Annotated in this window: 17 protein-coding genes and 1 tRNA gene; 14 read left to right on the top strand and 4 right to left on the bottom strand. The window is 67.1% G+C overall.

What is annotated here, in order from left to right; translation table 11 throughout:
* The first annotated feature begins 5 nt into the window (after positions 1-5).
* From K2L43_RS04735 to rapZ, 3 genes are read left to right on the top strand one after another with little or no spacing between them, the layout of a single operon-like run.
* Complete coding sequence (locus K2L43_RS04735) at positions 6-902, top strand: NAD kinase (protein WP_012655803.1); 897 nt, start codon at positions 6-8, stop codon at positions 900-902.
* A gap of 2 nt (positions 903-904) precedes the next feature.
* Entirely contained in the window at positions 905-2,569 is a 1,665-nt protein-coding gene (recN, locus tag K2L43_RS04730) for a DNA repair protein RecN (protein ID WP_220638606.1), read from the top strand.
* 3 nt (positions 2,570-2,572) lie between these two features.
* The gene (gene rapZ, locus K2L43_RS04725) at positions 2,573-3,436 is read left to right on the top strand and encodes an RNase adapter RapZ (RefSeq protein WP_123675086.1); all 864 of its coding nucleotides are present in this window, start codon (positions 2,573-2,575) and stop codon (positions 3,434-3,436) included.
* Between the two features lie 110 nt (positions 3,437-3,546).
* Here the strand turns inward: rapZ and mutY are convergent, their stop codons facing one another.
* The 3 genes from mutY to mutM all read right to left on the bottom strand — a co-directional run bounded on the left by mutY (position 3,547) and on the right by mutM (position 7,508).
* Positions 3,547-4,620 (bottom strand): A/G-specific adenine glycosylase, encoded by a 1,074-nt coding sequence (gene mutY, locus K2L43_RS04720; protein WP_220638605.1) that lies wholly within the window; start codon positions 4,618-4,620, stop codon positions 3,547-3,549.
* A complete protein-coding gene (locus K2L43_RS04715; RefSeq protein WP_047350002.1) occupies positions 4,617-6,599 on the bottom strand; it encodes a dynamin family protein in 1,983 nt (660 codons plus the stop codon). Before K2L43_RS04715 ends, mutY begins: the two co-directional genes overlap by 4 nt.
* Before the next feature lie 93 nt (positions 6,600-6,692).
* A complete protein-coding gene (mutM, locus tag K2L43_RS04710) occupies positions 6,693-7,508 on the bottom strand; it encodes a bifunctional DNA-formamidopyrimidine glycosylase/DNA-(apurinic or apyrimidinic site) lyase (protein WP_220638604.1) in 816 nt (271 codons plus the stop codon).
* 29 nt (positions 7,509-7,537) lie between these two features.
* On the opposite strand from mutM, the gene K2L43_RS04705 reads away from it, so the two are divergent.
* From K2L43_RS04705 to pth, 7 genes are all read left to right on the top strand, one after another.
* Positions 7,538-9,337, top strand: coding sequence for a tetratricopeptide repeat protein (locus tag K2L43_RS04705; RefSeq protein WP_220638603.1), 1,800 nt, complete (start codon positions 7,538-7,540; stop codon positions 9,335-9,337).
* A complete protein-coding gene (locus K2L43_RS04700) occupies positions 9,334-9,849 on the top strand; it encodes a lipoprotein insertase outer membrane protein LolB (protein ID WP_220638602.1) in 516 nt (171 codons plus the stop codon). The genes K2L43_RS04705 and K2L43_RS04700 overlap by 4 nt, the downstream gene beginning before the upstream one ends.
* Positions 9,850-9,858: 9 nt before the next feature.
* A complete protein-coding gene (gene ispE / locus K2L43_RS04695) occupies positions 9,859-10,743 on the top strand; it encodes a 4-(cytidine 5'-diphospho)-2-C-methyl-D-erythritol kinase (RefSeq protein WP_220638601.1) in 885 nt (294 codons plus the stop codon).
* Positions 10,744-10,750: 7 nt separating this feature from the next.
* Positions 10,751-10,827 (top strand) — tRNA-Gln (locus tag K2L43_RS04690).
* 47 nt (positions 10,828-10,874) lie between these two features.
* Positions 10,875-11,840 carry a ribose-phosphate pyrophosphokinase gene (locus K2L43_RS04685; RefSeq protein WP_011804339.1) on the top strand — a complete coding sequence of 322 codons (966 nt, stop codon included), beginning with the start codon at positions 10,875-10,877 and terminating at the stop codon, positions 11,838-11,840.
* A 153-nt stretch (positions 11,841-11,993) separates the two neighbouring features.
* Positions 11,994-12,620 (top strand): 50S ribosomal protein L25/general stress protein Ctc, encoded by a 627-nt coding sequence (locus tag K2L43_RS04680; RefSeq protein ID WP_011804338.1) that lies wholly within the window; start codon positions 11,994-11,996, stop codon positions 12,618-12,620.
* A 134-nt stretch (positions 12,621-12,754) separates the two neighbouring features.
* On the top strand, positions 12,755-13,390 hold the full coding sequence (pth, locus tag K2L43_RS04675) for an aminoacyl-tRNA hydrolase (protein ID WP_011804337.1): 636 nt from the start codon (positions 12,755-12,757) through the stop codon (positions 13,388-13,390).
* Positions 13,391-13,453: 63 nt separating this feature from the next.
* On the opposite strand, the gene K2L43_RS04670 is transcribed toward pth, so the two are convergent.
* Positions 13,454-13,711: a YfhL family 4Fe-4S dicluster ferredoxin gene (locus K2L43_RS04670; protein ID WP_011804336.1), complete on the bottom strand. Its 258-nt coding sequence runs from the start codon at positions 13,709-13,711 to the stop codon at positions 13,454-13,456.
* A 175-nt stretch (positions 13,712-13,886) separates the two neighbouring features.
* On the opposite strand from K2L43_RS04670, the gene K2L43_RS04665 reads away from it, so the two are divergent.
* Genes K2L43_RS04665 through K2L43_RS04650 form a run of 4 tightly spaced genes read left to right on the top strand, consistent with a single transcriptional unit; the run spans position 13,887 to position 17,576 of the window.
* Positions 13,887-14,849 carry an ABC transporter permease gene (locus K2L43_RS04665; RefSeq protein ID WP_220638600.1) on the top strand — a complete coding sequence of 321 codons (963 nt, stop codon included), beginning with the start codon at positions 13,887-13,889 and terminating at the stop codon, positions 14,847-14,849.
* The gene (locus K2L43_RS04660; protein ID WP_011804334.1) at positions 14,846-15,721 is read left to right on the top strand and encodes an ABC transporter permease; all 876 of its coding nucleotides are present in this window, start codon (positions 14,846-14,848) and stop codon (positions 15,719-15,721) included. The genes K2L43_RS04665 and K2L43_RS04660 overlap by 4 nt, the downstream gene beginning before the upstream one ends.
* Positions 15,718-16,722 (top strand): ABC transporter ATP-binding protein, encoded by a 1,005-nt coding sequence (locus K2L43_RS04655; protein ID WP_220638599.1) that lies wholly within the window; start codon positions 15,718-15,720, stop codon positions 16,720-16,722. Before K2L43_RS04660 ends, K2L43_RS04655 begins: the two co-directional genes overlap by 4 nt.
* Positions 16,719-17,576: an ATP-binding cassette domain-containing protein gene (locus tag K2L43_RS04650; protein ID WP_220638598.1), complete on the top strand. Its 858-nt coding sequence runs from the start codon at positions 16,719-16,721 to the stop codon at positions 17,574-17,576. Before K2L43_RS04655 ends, K2L43_RS04650 begins: the two co-directional genes overlap by 4 nt.
* The last annotated feature ends 12 nt before the right edge of the window (positions 17,577-17,588 follow it).

Genomic DNA, 17,588 nt, shown 5'->3' with positions numbered 1-17,588 from the left:
TCTGCATGAAGCCCATCTTCCGCCGCGTTGCAGTCATAGGCAAATACCCGGGGCCTGGCGCCGTTTCAGCGTCCGACAGCGCACGGCAGATCATCGAGAGCATTGCCCAGTTCGTCACCCAGCAGGACTGCGAGTTGACGCTGGAGGCCGAAACCGCCGCCCACACGGGCCTCACGCAATACCACACGCTGGATGTGGAGGGGATCGGCCGGCAATGCGACCTGTGCCTGGTCGTAGGCGGCGACGGCACCATGTTGGGCGTGGGCAGGCGGCTGGCCGGCTACGGCACGCCGCTGGTGGGCATCAACCAGGGGCGGCTGGGCTTCATTACCGACATTCCGCTGGAGGGCTACCAGGACGCGCTCACGCCCATCCTGCACGGAGACTACGAAGAAGACGTGCGCCCGTTGATGCAGGCTTGCGTGATGCGCGGTGGCGAGTGCGTGTTCGAGGCGCTGGCCCTCAACGACGTGGTGGTCAACCGCGGCTCCACCTCCGGCATGGTGGAGCTGCGCGTGGAGGTGGACGGCGTATTCGTTTCCAACCAGCGCGCCGACGGCCTGATCGTCGCGTCGCCCACCGGCTCCACGGCGTATGCCCTGTCTGCAGGCGGCCCGATGCTGCACCCATCGATCCCCGGCTGGGTGCTGGTGCCGATCGCGCCGCACACCCTGTCCAACCGGCCGATCGTGCTTTCCGACGCGACCGAGGTGGCCATTGAGGTGGCCGGCGGGCGCGACATCAGCGCCAACTTCGACATGCAGTCGCTCGCATCGCTGCAACATGGCGACCGCATACTGGTGCGCCGTTCCGCGCACCGGGTGTGCTTTCTGCACCCGCGCGGCTGGAGTTACTTTGCCACCCTGCGCAAGAAGCTGGGTTGGTACGAGGGAGGTTCCTGACCATGGCCCTGAGGCGGATCGCCCTGAGCGATTTCGTGATCGTGCGATCGCTCGAGCTGGACCTGCATGCCGGCTTCACCGTGCTCACCGGTGAAACCGGTGCCGGCAAGTCCATCCTGATCGACGCGTTGCAACTGGTGCTGGGCGCGCGTGCCGACTCCGGTGTGATCCGCGAAGGCGCGCAGCGCACCGACGTCTGCGCCGAATTCGACGGTGGCACCATCGCGCTGGCAGCCTGGCTGGACGAGGCGGGTTTTCCGCGCGACGACACGCTGCTGCTGCGCCGCACCGTCGATGTGCAAGGCAAGAGCCGCGCCTGGATCAACGGCATCCCCGCCACGGCAGCGCAGATGCGTGCCGTGGGCGAGCATCTGCTGGACATTCATGGGCAGCACGCCTGGCAGAGCCTGACGCGGCCCGACGCCGTGCGCGGCCTGCTGGACGCCTATGCCGGCGCGCAGGTGCAACCCTTGGCCGCGCTGTGGACGAGTTGGCGCGACGCGCAGCAGGCGCTGACCCACGCCCGCGCTGCCCAGGACACGCTGCAACAGGAACGCGAGCGCCTGCAGTGGCAGATCGGCGAAGTGGACAAGCTGGCGCCGCGCGATGGCGAATGGGAGGAACTCAATGCCGAGCATGCGCGACTGTCCAACGCCCAGTCGCTGCTGGACAACGCCCAGGCCGCCCTGAGTGTGCTGGAGGACGAAGACGCGGGCGGCGCGCTGCGGGCCCTGGCGCAGGCACAGCACCTACTGCAGGACTACGAGCATGTGGACCCGTCGTTTCGCACCATGAATGAGGTGCTGACCTCCTGCATCGCCCAGGCGGGCGATGTGGCGCACTCTCTGCAAAGCTACCTGCGCCACGCGGAGCCCGACCCGGATCGGCTGCAGCAGCTGGACGCCCGCGTATCGCAGTGGATGCAGCTCGCGCGCCGCTACAAGCGCACCCCACCCGAACTACCCGCGCTGCTGCAAGACTGGAAGGACACGCTGCACCGTTTGGACAGCGCCACTGACCTGGCCGCATTGCAGGCTGCCGAGCAAACCCATGGCGCCGCTTACCAGAAGGCCGCACGCGCCCTGTCGCAAAAGCGCGCCAAGGCTGCGCCGCTACTGGCGCAGGCCATCACCCGCGCCATGCAGGGCCTGGGCATGGCGGGCGGGCGCTTCGAGGTGCAACTGGACAAGGCCGAGCCTGGGCCGCATGGCATCGACCAGGTGGCTTTCCTGGTCAGCAGCCACCCGGGCATGACGCCGCGGCCCATCGGCAAGGTGGCGTCGGGGGGCGAGCTGTCGCGCATGGCGCTGGCGATCTCGGTCACCACCAGCGAACTGGGCGAGGCGCCCACGCTGATCTTTGACGAGGTGGACTCGGGCGTGGGCGGCGCCGTGGCGCAGACCGTGGGCCGTCTGATGCAGCAGCTCGGGACGGCCCGGCAGGTACTGGCCGTCACCCACCTGCCCCAGGTGGCCGCGTGCGCGGACCATCACCTTGTGGTGGCCAAACACAAGCATGCCGAGGGCACCACCAGCAGCGTGGCCGCCGCCAACGAGGAGGCGCGCGTGGCCGAGATTGCGCGCATGCTGGGCGGCGAGCGTCTGTCCCCTACCACCCTGGCGCATGCACGCGAGATGCTGCAGGGCGTCGCCAAACCCACACCCTGAGCCATGGATCTGGAAGTCGTCGTCATCACCGGTATGTCCGGCTCGGGCAAGTCCGTCGCGCTGCATGCGCTCGAAGACGCGGGCTACTACTGCGTGGACAACCTGCCGCCGGAACTTTTGACCTCCTTCGTGGAGCTGGAGCACGCGCACCACGGCCACCGCGTTGCCGTGGCCATGGACGTGCGCAGCGCCACCGCCCTGCCCCTGGTGCCGCAGCAGTTGGCCGGCCTGCGCGAGCAGGGCGTGCAGGTGCGCCAACTGTTCCTGGACGCCACCAACGACGTGCTGGTGCGGCGTTTTTCAGAAACCCGGCGCCGCCACCCTCTGTCCCAGGCCGAGATGCGCGAAGGTCCGCGCCCGCTTTTGCACACCATGCGGTTGGAGCGCGAGCTACTGGCCCCGCTGCGCGAGCAGGCACACGTCATCGACACCAGCACCCTGCGGTCCGCGCAATTGCTGAGCTATGTGAAGGACCTGCTGTCGGTGCCGCCGAGTCGGCTGACCCTGGTATTCCAGTCGTTTGCGTTCAAGCGCGGCATCTCCATGGATGCCGACTATGTGTTCGACGTGCGCATGCTGCCCAATCCCCACTACGAGCCGCTCTTGCGCGCCCTCACGGGCAAGGACGCGCCGGTCATCGACTACCTGCGTCAGCAGCCCGAAGTAGCGCTGATGCTGGCGCACATTGGCGACTTCCTGGACCACTGGCTGGACGCGCTGGCCCACAACCACCGCAGCTACGTGACCGTGGCCATCGGTTGCACGGGAGGACAGCACCGCTCCGTCTACCTGGTGGAGCAGCTGGCGGCGCGCTTCGAGGGCCGCTGGAATACGCTGCGCCGCCACCGCGAGCTCGACGGCATCTAGCATGCACCGCTAGGTGACAGCTATTGTTTTAGTAGCTGCTAGCGCTTGCTATTGAACGACTTGCAATAGTTTTCTACCGGAAGTCGCCTATCTACGGGCGCTACCAGCTCTCATTTTTGACAGTCGTCCCCAAGGGAGGCGAGCAGCTTGCGCACGGGCGCGGGCAGCCCCAGCGCCGGCCATTGCGCCGGAGCGAACCACCCCGACTGCTGCTCAGCGCAATGCGCGTCCGGCTGCGGCGTTGCATCGCGCGCCAGCACCGGATGCAGGTGCAGGTCGCGGTGCGTCAGCACGTGGGTAAAGGCCGGCAGATCCCGCGCATCGCAGCTGGCGTGCAGCTGCAGCGCCTCGTCCAGCGCCGCGCGGCTGTCATAGACCGGCGGACAGTACAGCCCCGCCCAGATGCCGGTGGACGGACGCCGCTCCAGCCACAGCCGGCCAGCACCATCCTGGCGCAGCAGCAGCCACCAGGCCTGCGCGCTGCGCTTGAGCTTGCGCGTGCGCACCGGGTAGTCCTGCGGGTTGCCGTCGCGGCGCGCCGCGCAGGCCTCTTGCAAGGGGCACAGCAGGCAGTTGGGGTTGCGGGGCAGGCAGATGCCGGCACCCAGGTCCATCAGGCCCTGCGTGTAGCGCGGCATGGCATGGGACAGGTCCTGCCGTGGCAGCAGCGCCTCGGCCTGCTGCCATAGCGCGCGCTCGTTCTTCGCCTCGGCCAGGTCGGCGCCGAACCCCAGCACCCGCGTGAGCACGCGTCGCACGTTGGCATCCAGGATCGGCGCCCGTGCGCCGAAGCAGAAAGCGGCTATCGCCCCTGCCGTGGAGCGGCCGATGCCCGGCAGGGCCGCCAGCTCATCCACCGTGCGGGGGAATTCCCCGCCGTGCTGGTGCACGACGATCTGGGCGCAGCGGTGCAGGTTGCGCGCGCGGCTGTAGTAACCCAGTCCGCTCCACAGCGCCAGTACCTCGTCTTGCGCCGCAGCAGCCAGTTGGCGCACGTCGGGAAAGCGCGCCAGAAAGCGCGCGTAGTACTCCAGCACCGTGGCCACCTGGGTCTGCTGCAGCATGATCTCCGACAGCCACACGCGGTATGCATCGCGCGTGTTCTGCCAAGGCAGGTGGTTGCGCCCATGCGCTGCCTGCCAGCGCACCACCTGGGTCGCCAGCTCTGCGGACGGACCGCTCATGACGCCGCGAGCGGCTGGGGTTCGGTAAGGGGTATGTCGATGTCCACGCCCTCAGGCGCTTGCGGCTGCCGCACGAGGTCGGAGGTCAGCTCCGTCAGCCGCTGCTCCAGTTCGGCGAGGTGCTGCTCGGCCTCTTCGATCTCGGCGATGCGGTCCACCAGCCCGTTGGCGGCCTGCTGGATGCGGTTCACCGCCTCGATACGCCGCGAGAAGCTGCGCTTGCGCTCACGCAGTTGCGCGTCCAGCTGCGCCGTGGCCGTCTTGCTCCACAGCTCCAGCTCGTTGGCCGCGGACTCGAACACGGTGCGCAGGCGCAGGCCCATGGCCCGCAACAAGCGCTGCGCGAACTCCGGCTGCGCCAGGCGCAGCGTGTTGCCCATGCCCACGTATTGCAGGTGCCGCTGCTCGATGGCCACGATCTCCTGCACATAGTTACCCAATTGGGGCGCCGCAGGTACTTGCAACGAGAACCCGAACTCCGTGTTGAGCTGGCGGAAGGTGCCGCCCAGCATGGCCTGGATCTCGATGCCCGTGGACTGCGCGGCCTCCATGATGGTGCGCACCTTGGCGAAGGTGTCGCCGTATACCTTGCGCACGCCCAGCTTGAGCCCCTTGGGCTGCAGCGCCTCGGTCAACTCCACCAGTTGCGCCTTGAGCGAACGCGGCCCAAGCTGGTGGAACACCTCGCGCAGCATCTTCAGGTGCACTGCCCGCACGGCCTGGATCTTGGCCGTGCTGGCTTCAAACTCCTGCTGCTCCTGCTCGATGCGCCCGCGCATGGCGTCGATCACCGAGGCATTCTTGCCGCGCAGGCTGCGCAACTCCAGCATCTGATCATCCAGATCGCGCCGGCGGATGTTGATCACCCGCCGCGTCTCGGACTGCAGGCTTGCCACGCCGCTGGCCACCGTGGCCCGCAGGATGGCCTGGCGCCGGCCCATGATGCCCTCGGCCAGCGCTTCCTCCAGCAGCGGCAGCCCGCTGGACTCCAGCAGGATGTCGTCACAGTTGATCTTGGCCACCAGGCCCTTCTGGGCCGACACGGGCACGACATGGCTGAGCGGCACGCCCAGCAATTCGGCCGATGTCTGGCGCTGGCGCTCCAGCTGCGCTTGCACTTGCGACGGGGAACTGAGCGTGTCCCACAGCGTGTCGATCTTGTTGAGCACCACCAGCCGCGCATCGGTCGCGTCTTCAGCCGTGCCCAGGTGGTCGCGCCAGATGGTCAGGTCCGAGCGCGTCACGCCCGTGTCTGCGCCCAGGATGAACACCACGGCGTGGGCCTGCGGGATGAGGTTGATGGTGAGCTCGGGCTCCGCGCCTACGGCGTTCAGGCCCGGCGTATCCAGAATCACGAGCCCCTGCTTGAGCAGCGGATGCGGAATGTTGATGACCGCGTGCCGCCACATCGGCACCTCGACCATGCCCACAGCGTCCAGCACGGGGTTCTCGTCGGCGGCCTCATCGCTCCAGAAACCCAGCGCACGCGCCTCATCCACGGACACGCGGCGCACTTCCGATACTTTTTCAAGCGCCTGGGCGAGTTGGGCCGGGTCGTCCATGTCCAACGGCACCTTCACCCAGCGGTCTGCCTTCAGGCGCCACTCGGCCAGCCCCAGGGACTGCATGCGCGTGTCGATAGGCAGCAGGCGCAGGCTGGGGGCGGTGCCGTTTTCATAGCCCAGCTCGGTCGGACACATAGTGGTGCGCCCCGCACTGGCCGGCATGATGCGTCGGCCATAGCCGGCGAAGAAGATCGCATTGATGAGCTCGGACTTGCCGCGCGAAAACTCCGCCACAAAAGCGACAGTCACCTTGTCGCTGCGCACCTGCTCTTCCAGCCGCTGCAGACGCTCCTCCACAGCCGCGTCCATGAGGTCGTGCGAACCCATCCATTGCCCCAGGCGCTTGAGCTGCTGGGCGAAAGCACGCCTCCATGCGCCGTGCTGGTCAAACTGTTCGTTGAATGAAGGTCCCACTTTGCTCCCGGATATCAATGCAAGCGCCCGCGTGGGCGGGAGATGGCGCAATATAGCATCGCCATTGCGCCGGTCCGCCGCCACGCGGCCCGGTCAGGCGCGCTGGCAGTGCGGACAGAAATAGGTGCTGCGCTGCCCCTGGCGCAACAGACGCACGGGCGTACCGCACTGGCGACACGGCAGGCCCGCGCGGCCATAGACATTGGCCTCCAATTGGAAATGCCCGGCGCTGCCGTCGGCGCTAGAGAAATCACGCAGCGTGCTGCCGCCCCGCTCCACCGCGCGCGCCAGCACCTCGCGGATTGCGCCGTGCAGGCGCCGGGCACGCTGGGGTCCGATCGCGCAAGCGCGGGTGGTTGGCCGGATGCCCGCGAGGAACAGCACCTCGCACGCATAGATATTGCCCACGCCCACGACCACCGTGCCCGCGAGCAGGAGTTGCTTGATGGGCGTGCGTTTGGCGCGCAGCCCCGCGTGGAAGGCCTCGAAGGCGAAGTCCTCGCCCAGCGGCTCCAATCCCCACCCATCGAGCAGCTTGCGCGCACGGGGATCGGACTCACCCGCCGCCCAGACCACGGCGCCGAAGCGCCGCGGGTCGTGCAGCCGCAGCGTGCCGTGGTCCGTTATCAGTTCGAAATGATCGTGGGCGCCGCGCGCGGGCAGGTCGCGCGCAAAGCGCAAGCTGCCCGACATGCCCAGGTGAATGAGCAGCAGCCCTTCATCCAGATCCAGCAACAGGTATTTGCCGCGCCGGCGCACACCGCACACGCGCCGTCCGACCAATACTGCGGGCTCCGTGCCCAGCGGCCAGCGCAAGGGCTTGCCCACCGTAATGCCGCGGACAGTTGCGCCCTCGATCGCGCCAGCGAAGCTGCGCCGCGTGACTTCCACCTCCGGCAGCTCAGGCATCGCAATACTCGTCAAGAAGTTCAAGAGCCATGGATTATTATGGGCCGATGGTGCAATCTCTTCGTTTCAGGGCCGTCGCACTGGCATGTTGGGCTGCGGCGAGCATGCTGCCGGCCATGGCCCAGACGCCTGCCCAGTCCACCGTCCCCGCCCCCCCAGCCGAGCTGGAAGATACCGATGCGGCTTCCAGCGACGATGCAGCCGCCTTGAATGCCGAGCTGTTCTACGAATTGCTGCTGGGCGAGATGACCACCAGCCGGGGCGACCCCGGCACCGGTTATGCCCTGATGCTGGACGCTGCACGCCGCAGCGGCGACCCACAGTTGTACCGCCGCGCCACCGAGATCGCCCTGCAGTCGCGCTCGGGCGAATACGCCTTGATGGCCGCGCGAGCGTGGAAGGAGGCCCTGCCGCAGTCGCGCGATGCCAATCGCTACATGCTGCGCATCCTGGTCGCCCTCAATCGCATCGGCGATAGCGCCGAACCCTTGAAGCGGGAACTGAGCACCGCGCCGACGCGCGACAAGATATCCACCATCCGCGCGCTGCCTCAGCTCTATGGCCGTGCCAGCGACAAGGCACTGGCCGCGCAGGTGGTGCGCCAGGCCCTGCAGGCAGAACTGAACCACCCGGCCATCGGCCCCATTGCCTGGACCACCGTGGGGCGCATGGACCTGGCAGCCAGCGACAAGGCGGGCGCCCTGGAGGCGGCGAGCCAAGCCCATGCACAAGACCCCGCCGACGATGGCGCCGCCATGCTGGCGCTCGAGCTGCTCGCAGAGGGCGTCACGCAGGCGGAGCCGCTGCTCGCGGGTTACCTGGCCGGCAAGCCCCTGCCCGAAGTCCGCATGGCCTACGCACGCCTGCTGCTGGAGTCTCAGCGCCTGGCCGACGCACAGTTCCAGCTGGATGCAGTCAATCGCGAACAGGCCGACATGCCCGAAGCCTGGTTGTTGCAGGCGTCGCTACACCTGCAAGGCGGACGGCTGGAGCAGGCGGAGGAAGCACTGCGGCGTTTTACCGGCTTGCTCGAAGACCTGCCCGCCACGCCCCAACGCAAGCGCGCGCTCACCCAGGCATATCTGATGCACGCGCAAGTAGCGGAGAAGCGTGGCGACTACGCCGGGGCCGAAGGTTGGCTTTCGCGCATTGAAGATGCCGCCGAACGGCTCACGGCTCAAAGCCGCCGCGCTGCACTGCTCGCACGCCAGGGCAAATTGGAAGAGGCGCGCGCACTGATCCGCGCCGTGCCCGCAAGCACCCCGGATCAGGAACGCCTCAAGTTGCAGGCCGAAGCCCAGTTGCTGCGCGAAGCAAAACAATATGCACAGGCCTACACGGTCCTCGGCAAGGCCGTAGCGCTGGCGCCCGCGGACAACGACCTCGCCTACGACCAAGCCATGCTGGCGGAAAAGGCGGGCCGCCTCGACGACATGGAACGCCTCTTGCGCGCCATCATCGCCCGCCAACCCGACTACCACCACGCACTCAATGCCCTGGGTTTTTCCCTCGCAGAGCGGGGCGTACGGCTGGAGGAAGCCAAGGCGCTCATCGTCAAAGCGCTGGAGTTTGCACCGAACGATCCGTTCATCACCGACAGTCTTGGCTGGGTGGAATTCCGCCTGGGCAACCGCCAGGAAGCGCTGACCATCCTGAAACGCGCCTACGAAACACAACCGGACGCAGAGATAGCGGCCCACATCGGGGAAGTTCTGTGGTCTCTGGGAGAACATGATCGCGCGCGTGACATTTGGCGCGAGGGCCTGCGTATCAACAAAGACAACGACACACTCAAGGGCACGCTCGACCGGCTGGGAGTGCGTCTGTGAGCCAACCGCAACTGGCGGCTGACCCCCGCCCTCTGCGCGGCCGGCTGGTGCTCGGGATCGTCGCAGCGGCAACCCTGGTCGCCTGCGCGCAGCCGCCACGCCCTGCGGACGCCAGCCCGGACCACTGGTCCGGCCGGCTGGCCGTTCAGGTGGAAGACGATGCAGGCCAATCCTTCAGTGCCGGTTTTGAATTGAAGGGCCACCCCTCTGCGGGAGAGCTCACTCTCATCAACCCGCTGGGCAACATCATCGCGCGTGTGGAATGGACTCCGCATCGCGCCGTGCTCGTCCAGGGGCAGGAACGCAGGGAGGCTGCCTCGCTGCAGACCCTGGTACATGACCTGACCGGCAGCGACCTACCCATTTACGCGCTTTTCAGCTGGCTGAAGGGCGAATCCCTCCAGGTCGCCGGCTGGCGCACCAACCTCGATGCCCTGCAGCAGGGGCGCTTGTCGGCCACGCGCGAGCAGCCGCTGCCTCGCACTACGCTGCGCATTGTCTTGAGCCTCTGACCGCTTTCCATGCAAGCCCTGTACGACGTGCCGGCGCCGGCCAAACTGAACCTGTTTCTGCATGTCACGGGTCGCAGGCCAGATGGCTATCACCTGCTGCAGTCGGTCTTCATGTTGATCGATTGGTGCGATGTTCTGCATTTCGAGGTGGGCGGCAATGGGACCGTCACACGTGAAGACCTTACCAGTTCCCTGCCTGCGGACGATCTGGTCGTGCGCGCCGCACGTGCGCTGCAAAAGGCCACCGGTTGCCCGCAAGGGGTACATATCGGCGTCTCTAAACACATCCCCACACAAGCCGGCTTGGGTGGCGGATCTTCGGACGCGGCCAGCACACTGCTGGCGCTCAACCGCTTGTGGAAGTTGAAACTGTCTCGGCAGCAGTTGCACTCGATAGCCCTGACGCTGGGCGCCGATGTTCCGTTTTTTTTGTGCGGCGCAAGCGCTTGGGTCGAGGGAATTGGTGACATAATTCGCCCTCTTGAGTTGGAGCACCAACTTCCGCCTGCGGCTTTCGCGGTGGTCAAGCCCGAAGCGGGGCTGGATACGAGAATGATTTTTTCGCATCCCTCCCTTAAACGTGATTCGAGTTGTGCTACAATTTCAGGCTTTGCTGCAACACACTACCAATTTGGAAGTAATGACCTGCAGCCAGTCGCACAAGCCTTGTGCCCCGAGATCACGCAAGCCATCAATTGGCTTGAATCAAAAGGGTTGCGAGGACGCATGACAGGCTCTGGAAGTGCGGTGTTTGCACAAATCACACACGCTGTCGATCTGCACGATGCACCCGCTGCTTGGCATGTCAAAGTGTGTGAAAATCTAAAGTCTCATCCGCTAGCGGATTGGGTTTTGGATGAAAAGATACTGGGTGAGCTGACGCAAGACAGCTGACCTGCGTAGGGGAGTCGCCAAGTTGGTTAAGGCACCGGATTTTGATTCCGGCATGCGAGGGTTCGAGTCCTTCCTCCCCTGCCAAAGATTATTTCCCACACGGGATTTAAATTCAGACGGCTGAGTCGCTCATGCAAACCAATCCCCCCGACTTCGTGGTTTTCACGGGCAATGCCAACCCTGGATTGGCTGCCGAGATCGCTCAAAATCTTGGCACCACTCTCGGCGCCATTGATGTGGGCCGGTTCTCCGACGGCGAAGTCACCGTCGAAATCAAGCAAAACGTCCGCGCCCGCGATGTATTCGTGGTGCAGTCGACCTGCGCGCCGACCAACGAGAACCTGATGGAACTGCTGATCATGGTCGACGCGCTCAAGCGCGCCTCGGCCGAACGCATCAGCGCCGTGATTCCCTACTTTGGTTACGCTCGCCAGGACCGCCGTCCGCGTTCCACACGCGTTCCGATCTCCGCCAAGGTGGTGGCTAACATGCTGCAGGCAGTGGGCGTCGCCCGCGTGCTGACCATGGACCTGCATGCCGACCAGATCCAAGGTTTCTTCGACATTCCGGTGGACAACATCTACGCGTCGCCGGTGCTGCTGGGTGACCTGAACCAGAAGAAGTACGAGAACTTGATCGTGGTGAGCCCGGACGTGGGCGGCGTGGTGCGTGCACGCGCCCTGGCCAAGCAGCTCGGCACCGATCTGGCCATCATCGACAAGCGCCGCCCCAAGGCGAACGTGTCGGAAGTCATGCACGTGATCGGCGACATCGAAGGCCGCAACTGCGTGATCATGGACGACATGATCGACACCGCCGGCACGCTGGTGAAGGCCGCCGAAGTGCTCAAGGAACGCGGCGCCAAGAACGTTTACGCCTATTGCACGCATCCCATTTTCTCGGGCCCGGCCATCGAGCGCATCGCGCAAGGCACGGCCCTCGATGAAGTGGTGGTGACCAACACGATCCCCCTGAGCGATGCCGCCAAGGGGTGTTCCAAGATTCGCCAGCTCTCCGTGGCGCCGCTGATCGCCGAAACGATCCAGCGCATTGCCAAGGGTGAGTCGGTGATGAGCCTGTTCTCCGACCAGGCTTGATGATCGCTCCGCCGCTAGCGGAGGTGTCACAGCCCCAAGCCTCCTTCGGGAGGCTTGCTTGTTCGGAGACAGCGCGGGCCCATGCCATGGTGGCGTGCGGTCTTTATCAACAGGGCCAGGCTGGTCGCGGCCGGCCCCTTCAGGAGTTCAAACATGCAATTCGTCGCTTTTGAGCGCGCCAAGCAAGGTACGGGTGCGAGCCGCCGTCTGCGCATTTCGGGCAAGGCCCCCGGCATCGTCTATGGCGGCTCCGCCGAGCCCCAGCTGATCGAGATCGATCACAACGCCCTGTGGCACGCCCTCAAGAAGGAAGCGTTCCACTCCAGCATCCTGGACATGGAGCTGAACGGCCAAGTCACCAAGGTGCTGCTGCGTGACGTGCAGTACCACCCCTTCAAGCAGCAAGTGCTGCACGTGGACTTCCAACGCGTGGACGAGAAGACCCGCGTGCACCTGAAGGTGCCGCTGCACTTCGAAGGCGTCGAAGGCTCGCAGGCCGTAAAGGTGGAAGGTTGCACGGTGACCCCGCTGATCCATGAACTGGACGTGATGTGCATGCCCGCGCAACTGCCCGAGTTCATCAAGGTGGACCTGAGCGGCCTGACCTCCAAGTCCACCATGGGCCTGCAGTCCGTGAAGCTGCCCCACGGCGTGAAGGCCGTGGTGCGTGGTTCCAACAAGAACCCCGCCCTGGTGTCGATCAAGCTGCCCGAAGTGGTGGCCGACGCGACCGCAGCCGCAGCACCCGCAGCCGCACCCGCCAAGAAGGGCAAGAAGTAAGCACTTCTGCCGGGCCGTCGCCCTCAGGGGCGGCCTCTTGCCTCTCAACGGCCCACCTCGCGTGGGCCGTTGGCGTTTTGTGGCTCCCTGCAAGCGCACGTCGCGCCGCTTCAGGCGCGCCGGATAATCGCAACATGATCAAACTGTTTGTGGGCCTGGGCAACCCCGGCCCGGAGTACGAGGCCACACGCCACAACGCGGGGTTCTGGTGGATCGACGCGCTGGCGCGCGAACTCAAGGTCACCCTGGTCCCCGAGCGCAGCTACCACGGCCTGGTCGCGCGCGCCAGCGTTGCCGGCCACAGCGTCTGGCTGCTGCAGCCGCAGACCTTCATGAACCTCTCAGGCAAGTCGGTGGCGGCCCTTGCGCGCTTCTTCAAGATCCCGCCGGAGGAAATCCTCGTCGCACACGACGAATTGGACATTCCGCCCGGACAGGCCAAGCTCAAGCGCGGCGGCAGCCACGCAGGCCACAACGGGCTGCGCGACATCCACGCGCAACTGGGCACCAGCGACTACTGGCGGCTGCGCATCGGCATCGGCCACCCCGGCGTAAAGGCGGAGGTGGTGAACTGGGTGCTCAAGAAGCCCGCGCCCGACCAGCGCACGCTGATCGAGGACAGCATCCTGCATTCGCTCAAGGCCTACCCCGCCCTGCTGGCCGGTGACATGGACAAGGCCACGCTCCTCGTGCACACCACCAAGCCGCCCCGCCCCAAGACCGCACGCCCCGCCCAGGCGCAGGCCGCACCACAAGCGGGCGCAGATTAACTATTGTTTTGATAGCTGGTAGCGCTTACCAGATAAGCGCTAGCGGCCCAAAAGCCTCCACATTCAAGCCACTTTCGGTGGCTTCAGGCGCTGGAACTTCTGCCACAGCGTCTCGCGGCTTTCCTGGTGGGCCGGGTGGACCGGAATGCAGGCCACGGGACAGATGGCCACGCACTGGGGCTCATCGAAATGGCCCACGCATTCGGTGCACTTGGAGGGTTCGATCTCGTAATGCTCCTGGCCCAGGAAGATGGCCTCGTTGGGGCATTCTGGCTCGCACACGTCGCAGTTGATGCACTCGTCCGTGATCATCAACGCCATGGCGCAACTCCCTTGCGGCACATGGCGCAATGCGGTGACAGGCGGGCGGTGAACAGCATCCTGCAATTATCCGCCCACCCCTGTGCCCCCGTGGGGATGGCCGCCATGCGCCCGCGGTTTTTGTCCTATGCTCGGTCCACCACCGCCCCGGCCGCGCGCCGCGGCCTTCCCTCCCATGGCCCTGTTCTTCCTCCAACGCCTCGCCACTTTGATCGCCACGCTGCTGGGCGCGTCGGCCGTGGTGTTCGTGGTGCTGGAGGTCCTGCCGGGCAACGCGGCCGAAGTGCTGCTGGGGCCTGACGCCGCACCCGAGGCCGTGGCCGAGCTCGCCGCCCGGCTGGGCCTGGACCAACCCGCGCTCGTGCGTTATGGGCAGTGGCTGGGTGGACTGCTCACGGGCCAGTTGGGGGACAGCCATGCCTACAGCGCGCCCGTGGCCGACCTGATCGGCGAGCGCCTGGCGCTGACCATTCCGCTGGCCCTGCTGGCCATGCTGCTGACCACCGCGTTGGCGCTGGCCGCTGGCGTGTATGCGGCATCGCGCCACAACCGCCTGGGCGACTGGGGAGTGATGGGGCTGGCGCAACTGGGCATCGCCATTCCCAACTTCTGGTTCGCCATCCTGCTGATCCTGCTGTTTTCGGTGAAGCTGCAATGGTTCTCGGCCGGGGGCTTTCCCGGCTGGAGCGCCGAAGCCGGCGGCGGCGTGCTGCCCGCGCTGCAGGCCCTGCTGCTGCCCGCCGTGGCCCTGGCCGTGGTGCAGGCCGCCATCCTGGCGCGCATCACGCGCTCCGCCGTGCTGGACGTGCTGCGCGAAGACTTCGTGCGCACGGCGCGCGCCAAGGGGCTTTCGCAACGCGCGGCGCTGTGGGGCCATGTGCTGCGCAACGCCATGATCCCCGTGGTGACGGTGATGGGCCTGCAGTTCGCCAACCTGCTGGCCGGCACCATCGTGGTGGAGAACGTGTTCTACCTGCCCGGGCTGGGCCGGCTGATCTTCCAGTCCATCGCCAACCGCGACCTGGTGGTGGTGCGCAACTGCGTGATGCTGCTGGCGGCCATGGTGGTGGTGGTGAACTTCGTGGTGGACCTGCTGTACGCGGCCATCGACCCGCGCGTAAAGGCCCGCGGCCTATGAGCGCGCTGCCGACCTTCCCCGCGCCCAGCCCCCACACGCCGGCGTTCTGGCGCCGCGCGCTGCGCCACCCCAGCTGCGCGATCGGTGCCGTACTCACGCTGGCGCTGGTGCTCTCCGCCCTGCTCTCCTTCGTCTGGACGCCATGGCCGCCTTATGAGATGGCGATGGATGCCGCCCTGCAGCCCCCCGGCGCGCAGCACTGGCTGGGCACCGACGCCTACGGGCGCGACGTGGCCTCGCAACTGCTCGTGGGCGCGCGCGCGTCCATCGCAGTGGGCGTGATCGCCGTGGGCATCGGCCTGGCGCTGGGCGCCGCGCTGGGGCTGCTGGCAGCGGCGCGCGGCGGCTGGGTGGAGGAAGCCGTCATGCGCCTGGCGGACTTCACCTTCGCGTTCCCCGCGCTGCTGCTGGCCATCATGCTCACGGCCGTGTTCGGCCCCGGCATGGTGAACGCCATCATCGCCATCGGCATCTTCTACATACCGACCTTTGCCCGCGTCACGCGCGCATCGGCCAAGGCGGTGTGGGCGCGTGAATACATCCTGGCGGCGCGCGCCTGCGGCAAAGGCCCATGGCGCATCACCTTCGAGCATGTGCTGCCCAACATCGCTTCCGTGCTCATCGTGCAGGCCACGATCCAGTTCGCGCTGGCGATCCTCGCCGAGGCCGCGCTTTCGTACCTGGGCCTGGGCACGCAGCCCCCGCAACCGTCGTGGGGACGCATGCTGGCCGAGGCCCAGACCCTCATGTTCCAGGCGCCGCTGCTGGCCGTGTGGCCGGGCGTGGCGATTGCGCTGGCGGTGCTGGGCCTGAACCTGCTGGGCGACGGGCTGCGCGATCTGCTGGACCCCCGACTGTCCCGCCAGCGATGACACCAGCGCACGCACCTCCCTCCCCTGCGCCGTTGCTGGACGTGCAGCAACTGGCCATCACGCTGCGCACGCCCCGCGGCCCGGTGCGCGCCGTGCATGACGTGGACTTCGCCCTGCAGCCCGGCGCCACGCTGGGGCTGATCGGCGAATCGGGCTGCGGCAAGTCCCTTACCGCGCTCGCACTCATGGGCCTGCTGCCTGAAGGCGCGCGCGTGCAGGGCAGCATCCGCCTGGACGGGCAGGAACTGCTGCCGATGACCGAGCCCCAGTGGTGCCGGCTGCGCGGCGACCGCATCGGCATGGTGTTCCAGGAACCCATGACCGCGCTCAACCCCGTGCACACCATCGGGCGGCAGGTGGCCGAGCCGCTGCGCCTGCACCGCGGCCTGTCCGACCGGCAGGCGCGTGCCGAGGCCGTTGCGTTGCTGGAACGTGTGGGCATCGCACAGGCCGCGCAGCGGCTGGACGCCTACCCGCACCAGTTCTCGGGCGGGCAGCGCCAGCGCATCACCATCGCCATGGCGCTGGCCTGCGGGCCGCAGCTCCTGATTGCCGACGAGCCCACCACGGCGCTGGACGTGACGCTGCAACGCCAGATCCTGGAGTTGATCCAGGGTCTGGTGGCCGAGCGCGGCATGGCGCTGATCCTCATCTCGCACGACCTGGGCGTGATCGCGCAGAACGTGCAGCGCACGCTGGTGATGTATGGCGGCACGGTGGTCGAGGCCGGCCCCACGCGCGAAGTCTTCCGCACGCAGGCCCATCCCTACACCCGCGGCCTGTTCGCCGCACGCCCGCAGTGGGGCTCCGCACGCGTGCCCGGTGCACGCCTGCCCACGATCGCGGGCACCGTGCCCGACCTGGCCGATCTGCCGCCGGGCTGCCCGTTCGCCGGACGCTGCCCGCTCACCGTGCCCGACTGCCACGCCGCCCTGCCGCCCACCACGGCGCTGGGCCCGGGCCACATGGCGCGCTGCATACGGCTGGGGGAGAGCGCGTGAACACTATCAATTCAATAGCTGCTAGCGCTTTCCCTACAAGCGCTACAGACCATTTCGACCCGAATGCACCCCTTTTGCGCGTACGCGGCCTGCAGCGGGACTATCCGCTGCCCCGCACACGGCCGTGGGGACCGCGCGCGCAGGTGCAGGCGCTGCGGGGTGTGGACCTGGACATCACCACCGGCCGCAGCCTGGGCGTGGTGGGTGAATCGGGCTCGGGCAAGTCCACGCTGGCGCGCCTGGTGATGGCGCTGGACACGCCCAGCGCCGGCAGCGTGCACCTGCTGGGGCGCGACCTGCACCGGTTGCCCGCGCACGCGCTGCGCGCCGCACGGCGCGACTTCCAGATGGTGTTCCAGGACCCCTATGGCTCGCTGGACCCGCGCCAGACGGTGGAGCGCATCGTCACCGAGCCGCTGCAGGCCCTGGGAAGCGCCACACGCGCCGAACTGCGCGAGCAGGCCGCCGCCGTGCTGCAGCAGGTGGGCCTGCGCGCGGGCGATGCCCACAAGTACCCGCACGAATTCTCGGGCGGCCAGCGCCAGCGCATCGCCATCGCGCGCGCGCTCATCACGCGGCCGCGCCTCATCGTGGCCGACGAGCCCGTGAGCGCGCTGGACGTGTCCGTGCAGGCCCAGGTGCTGAACCTGCTGCAGGACCTGCAGGAGCGCCTGGGCGTCACCTATCTGCTCATCAGCCACGACCTGGCCGTGGTGCAGCACCTGTGCGACGAGGTGCTGGTGCTGTACGAGGGGCGCGTGGTGGAGCGCGGTGCGCCGCACACGCTGTTCAGCACGCCGCAACACCCCTACACGCAGGCGTTGGTGGCCGCGGTGCCGCGCATCACGCTCTAGCCACCCTGCGCC

Origin of the sequence: Diaphorobacter sp. MNS-0 (assembly GCF_019602835.1) — a bacterium.
Lineage (GTDB): Bacteria > Pseudomonadota > Gammaproteobacteria > Burkholderiales > Burkholderiaceae_C > Diaphorobacter > Diaphorobacter nitroreducens.
The sequence above is the reverse complement of the archived record's forward strand: the minus strand, read 5'-3'. Positions and strand labels throughout refer to the sequence as shown.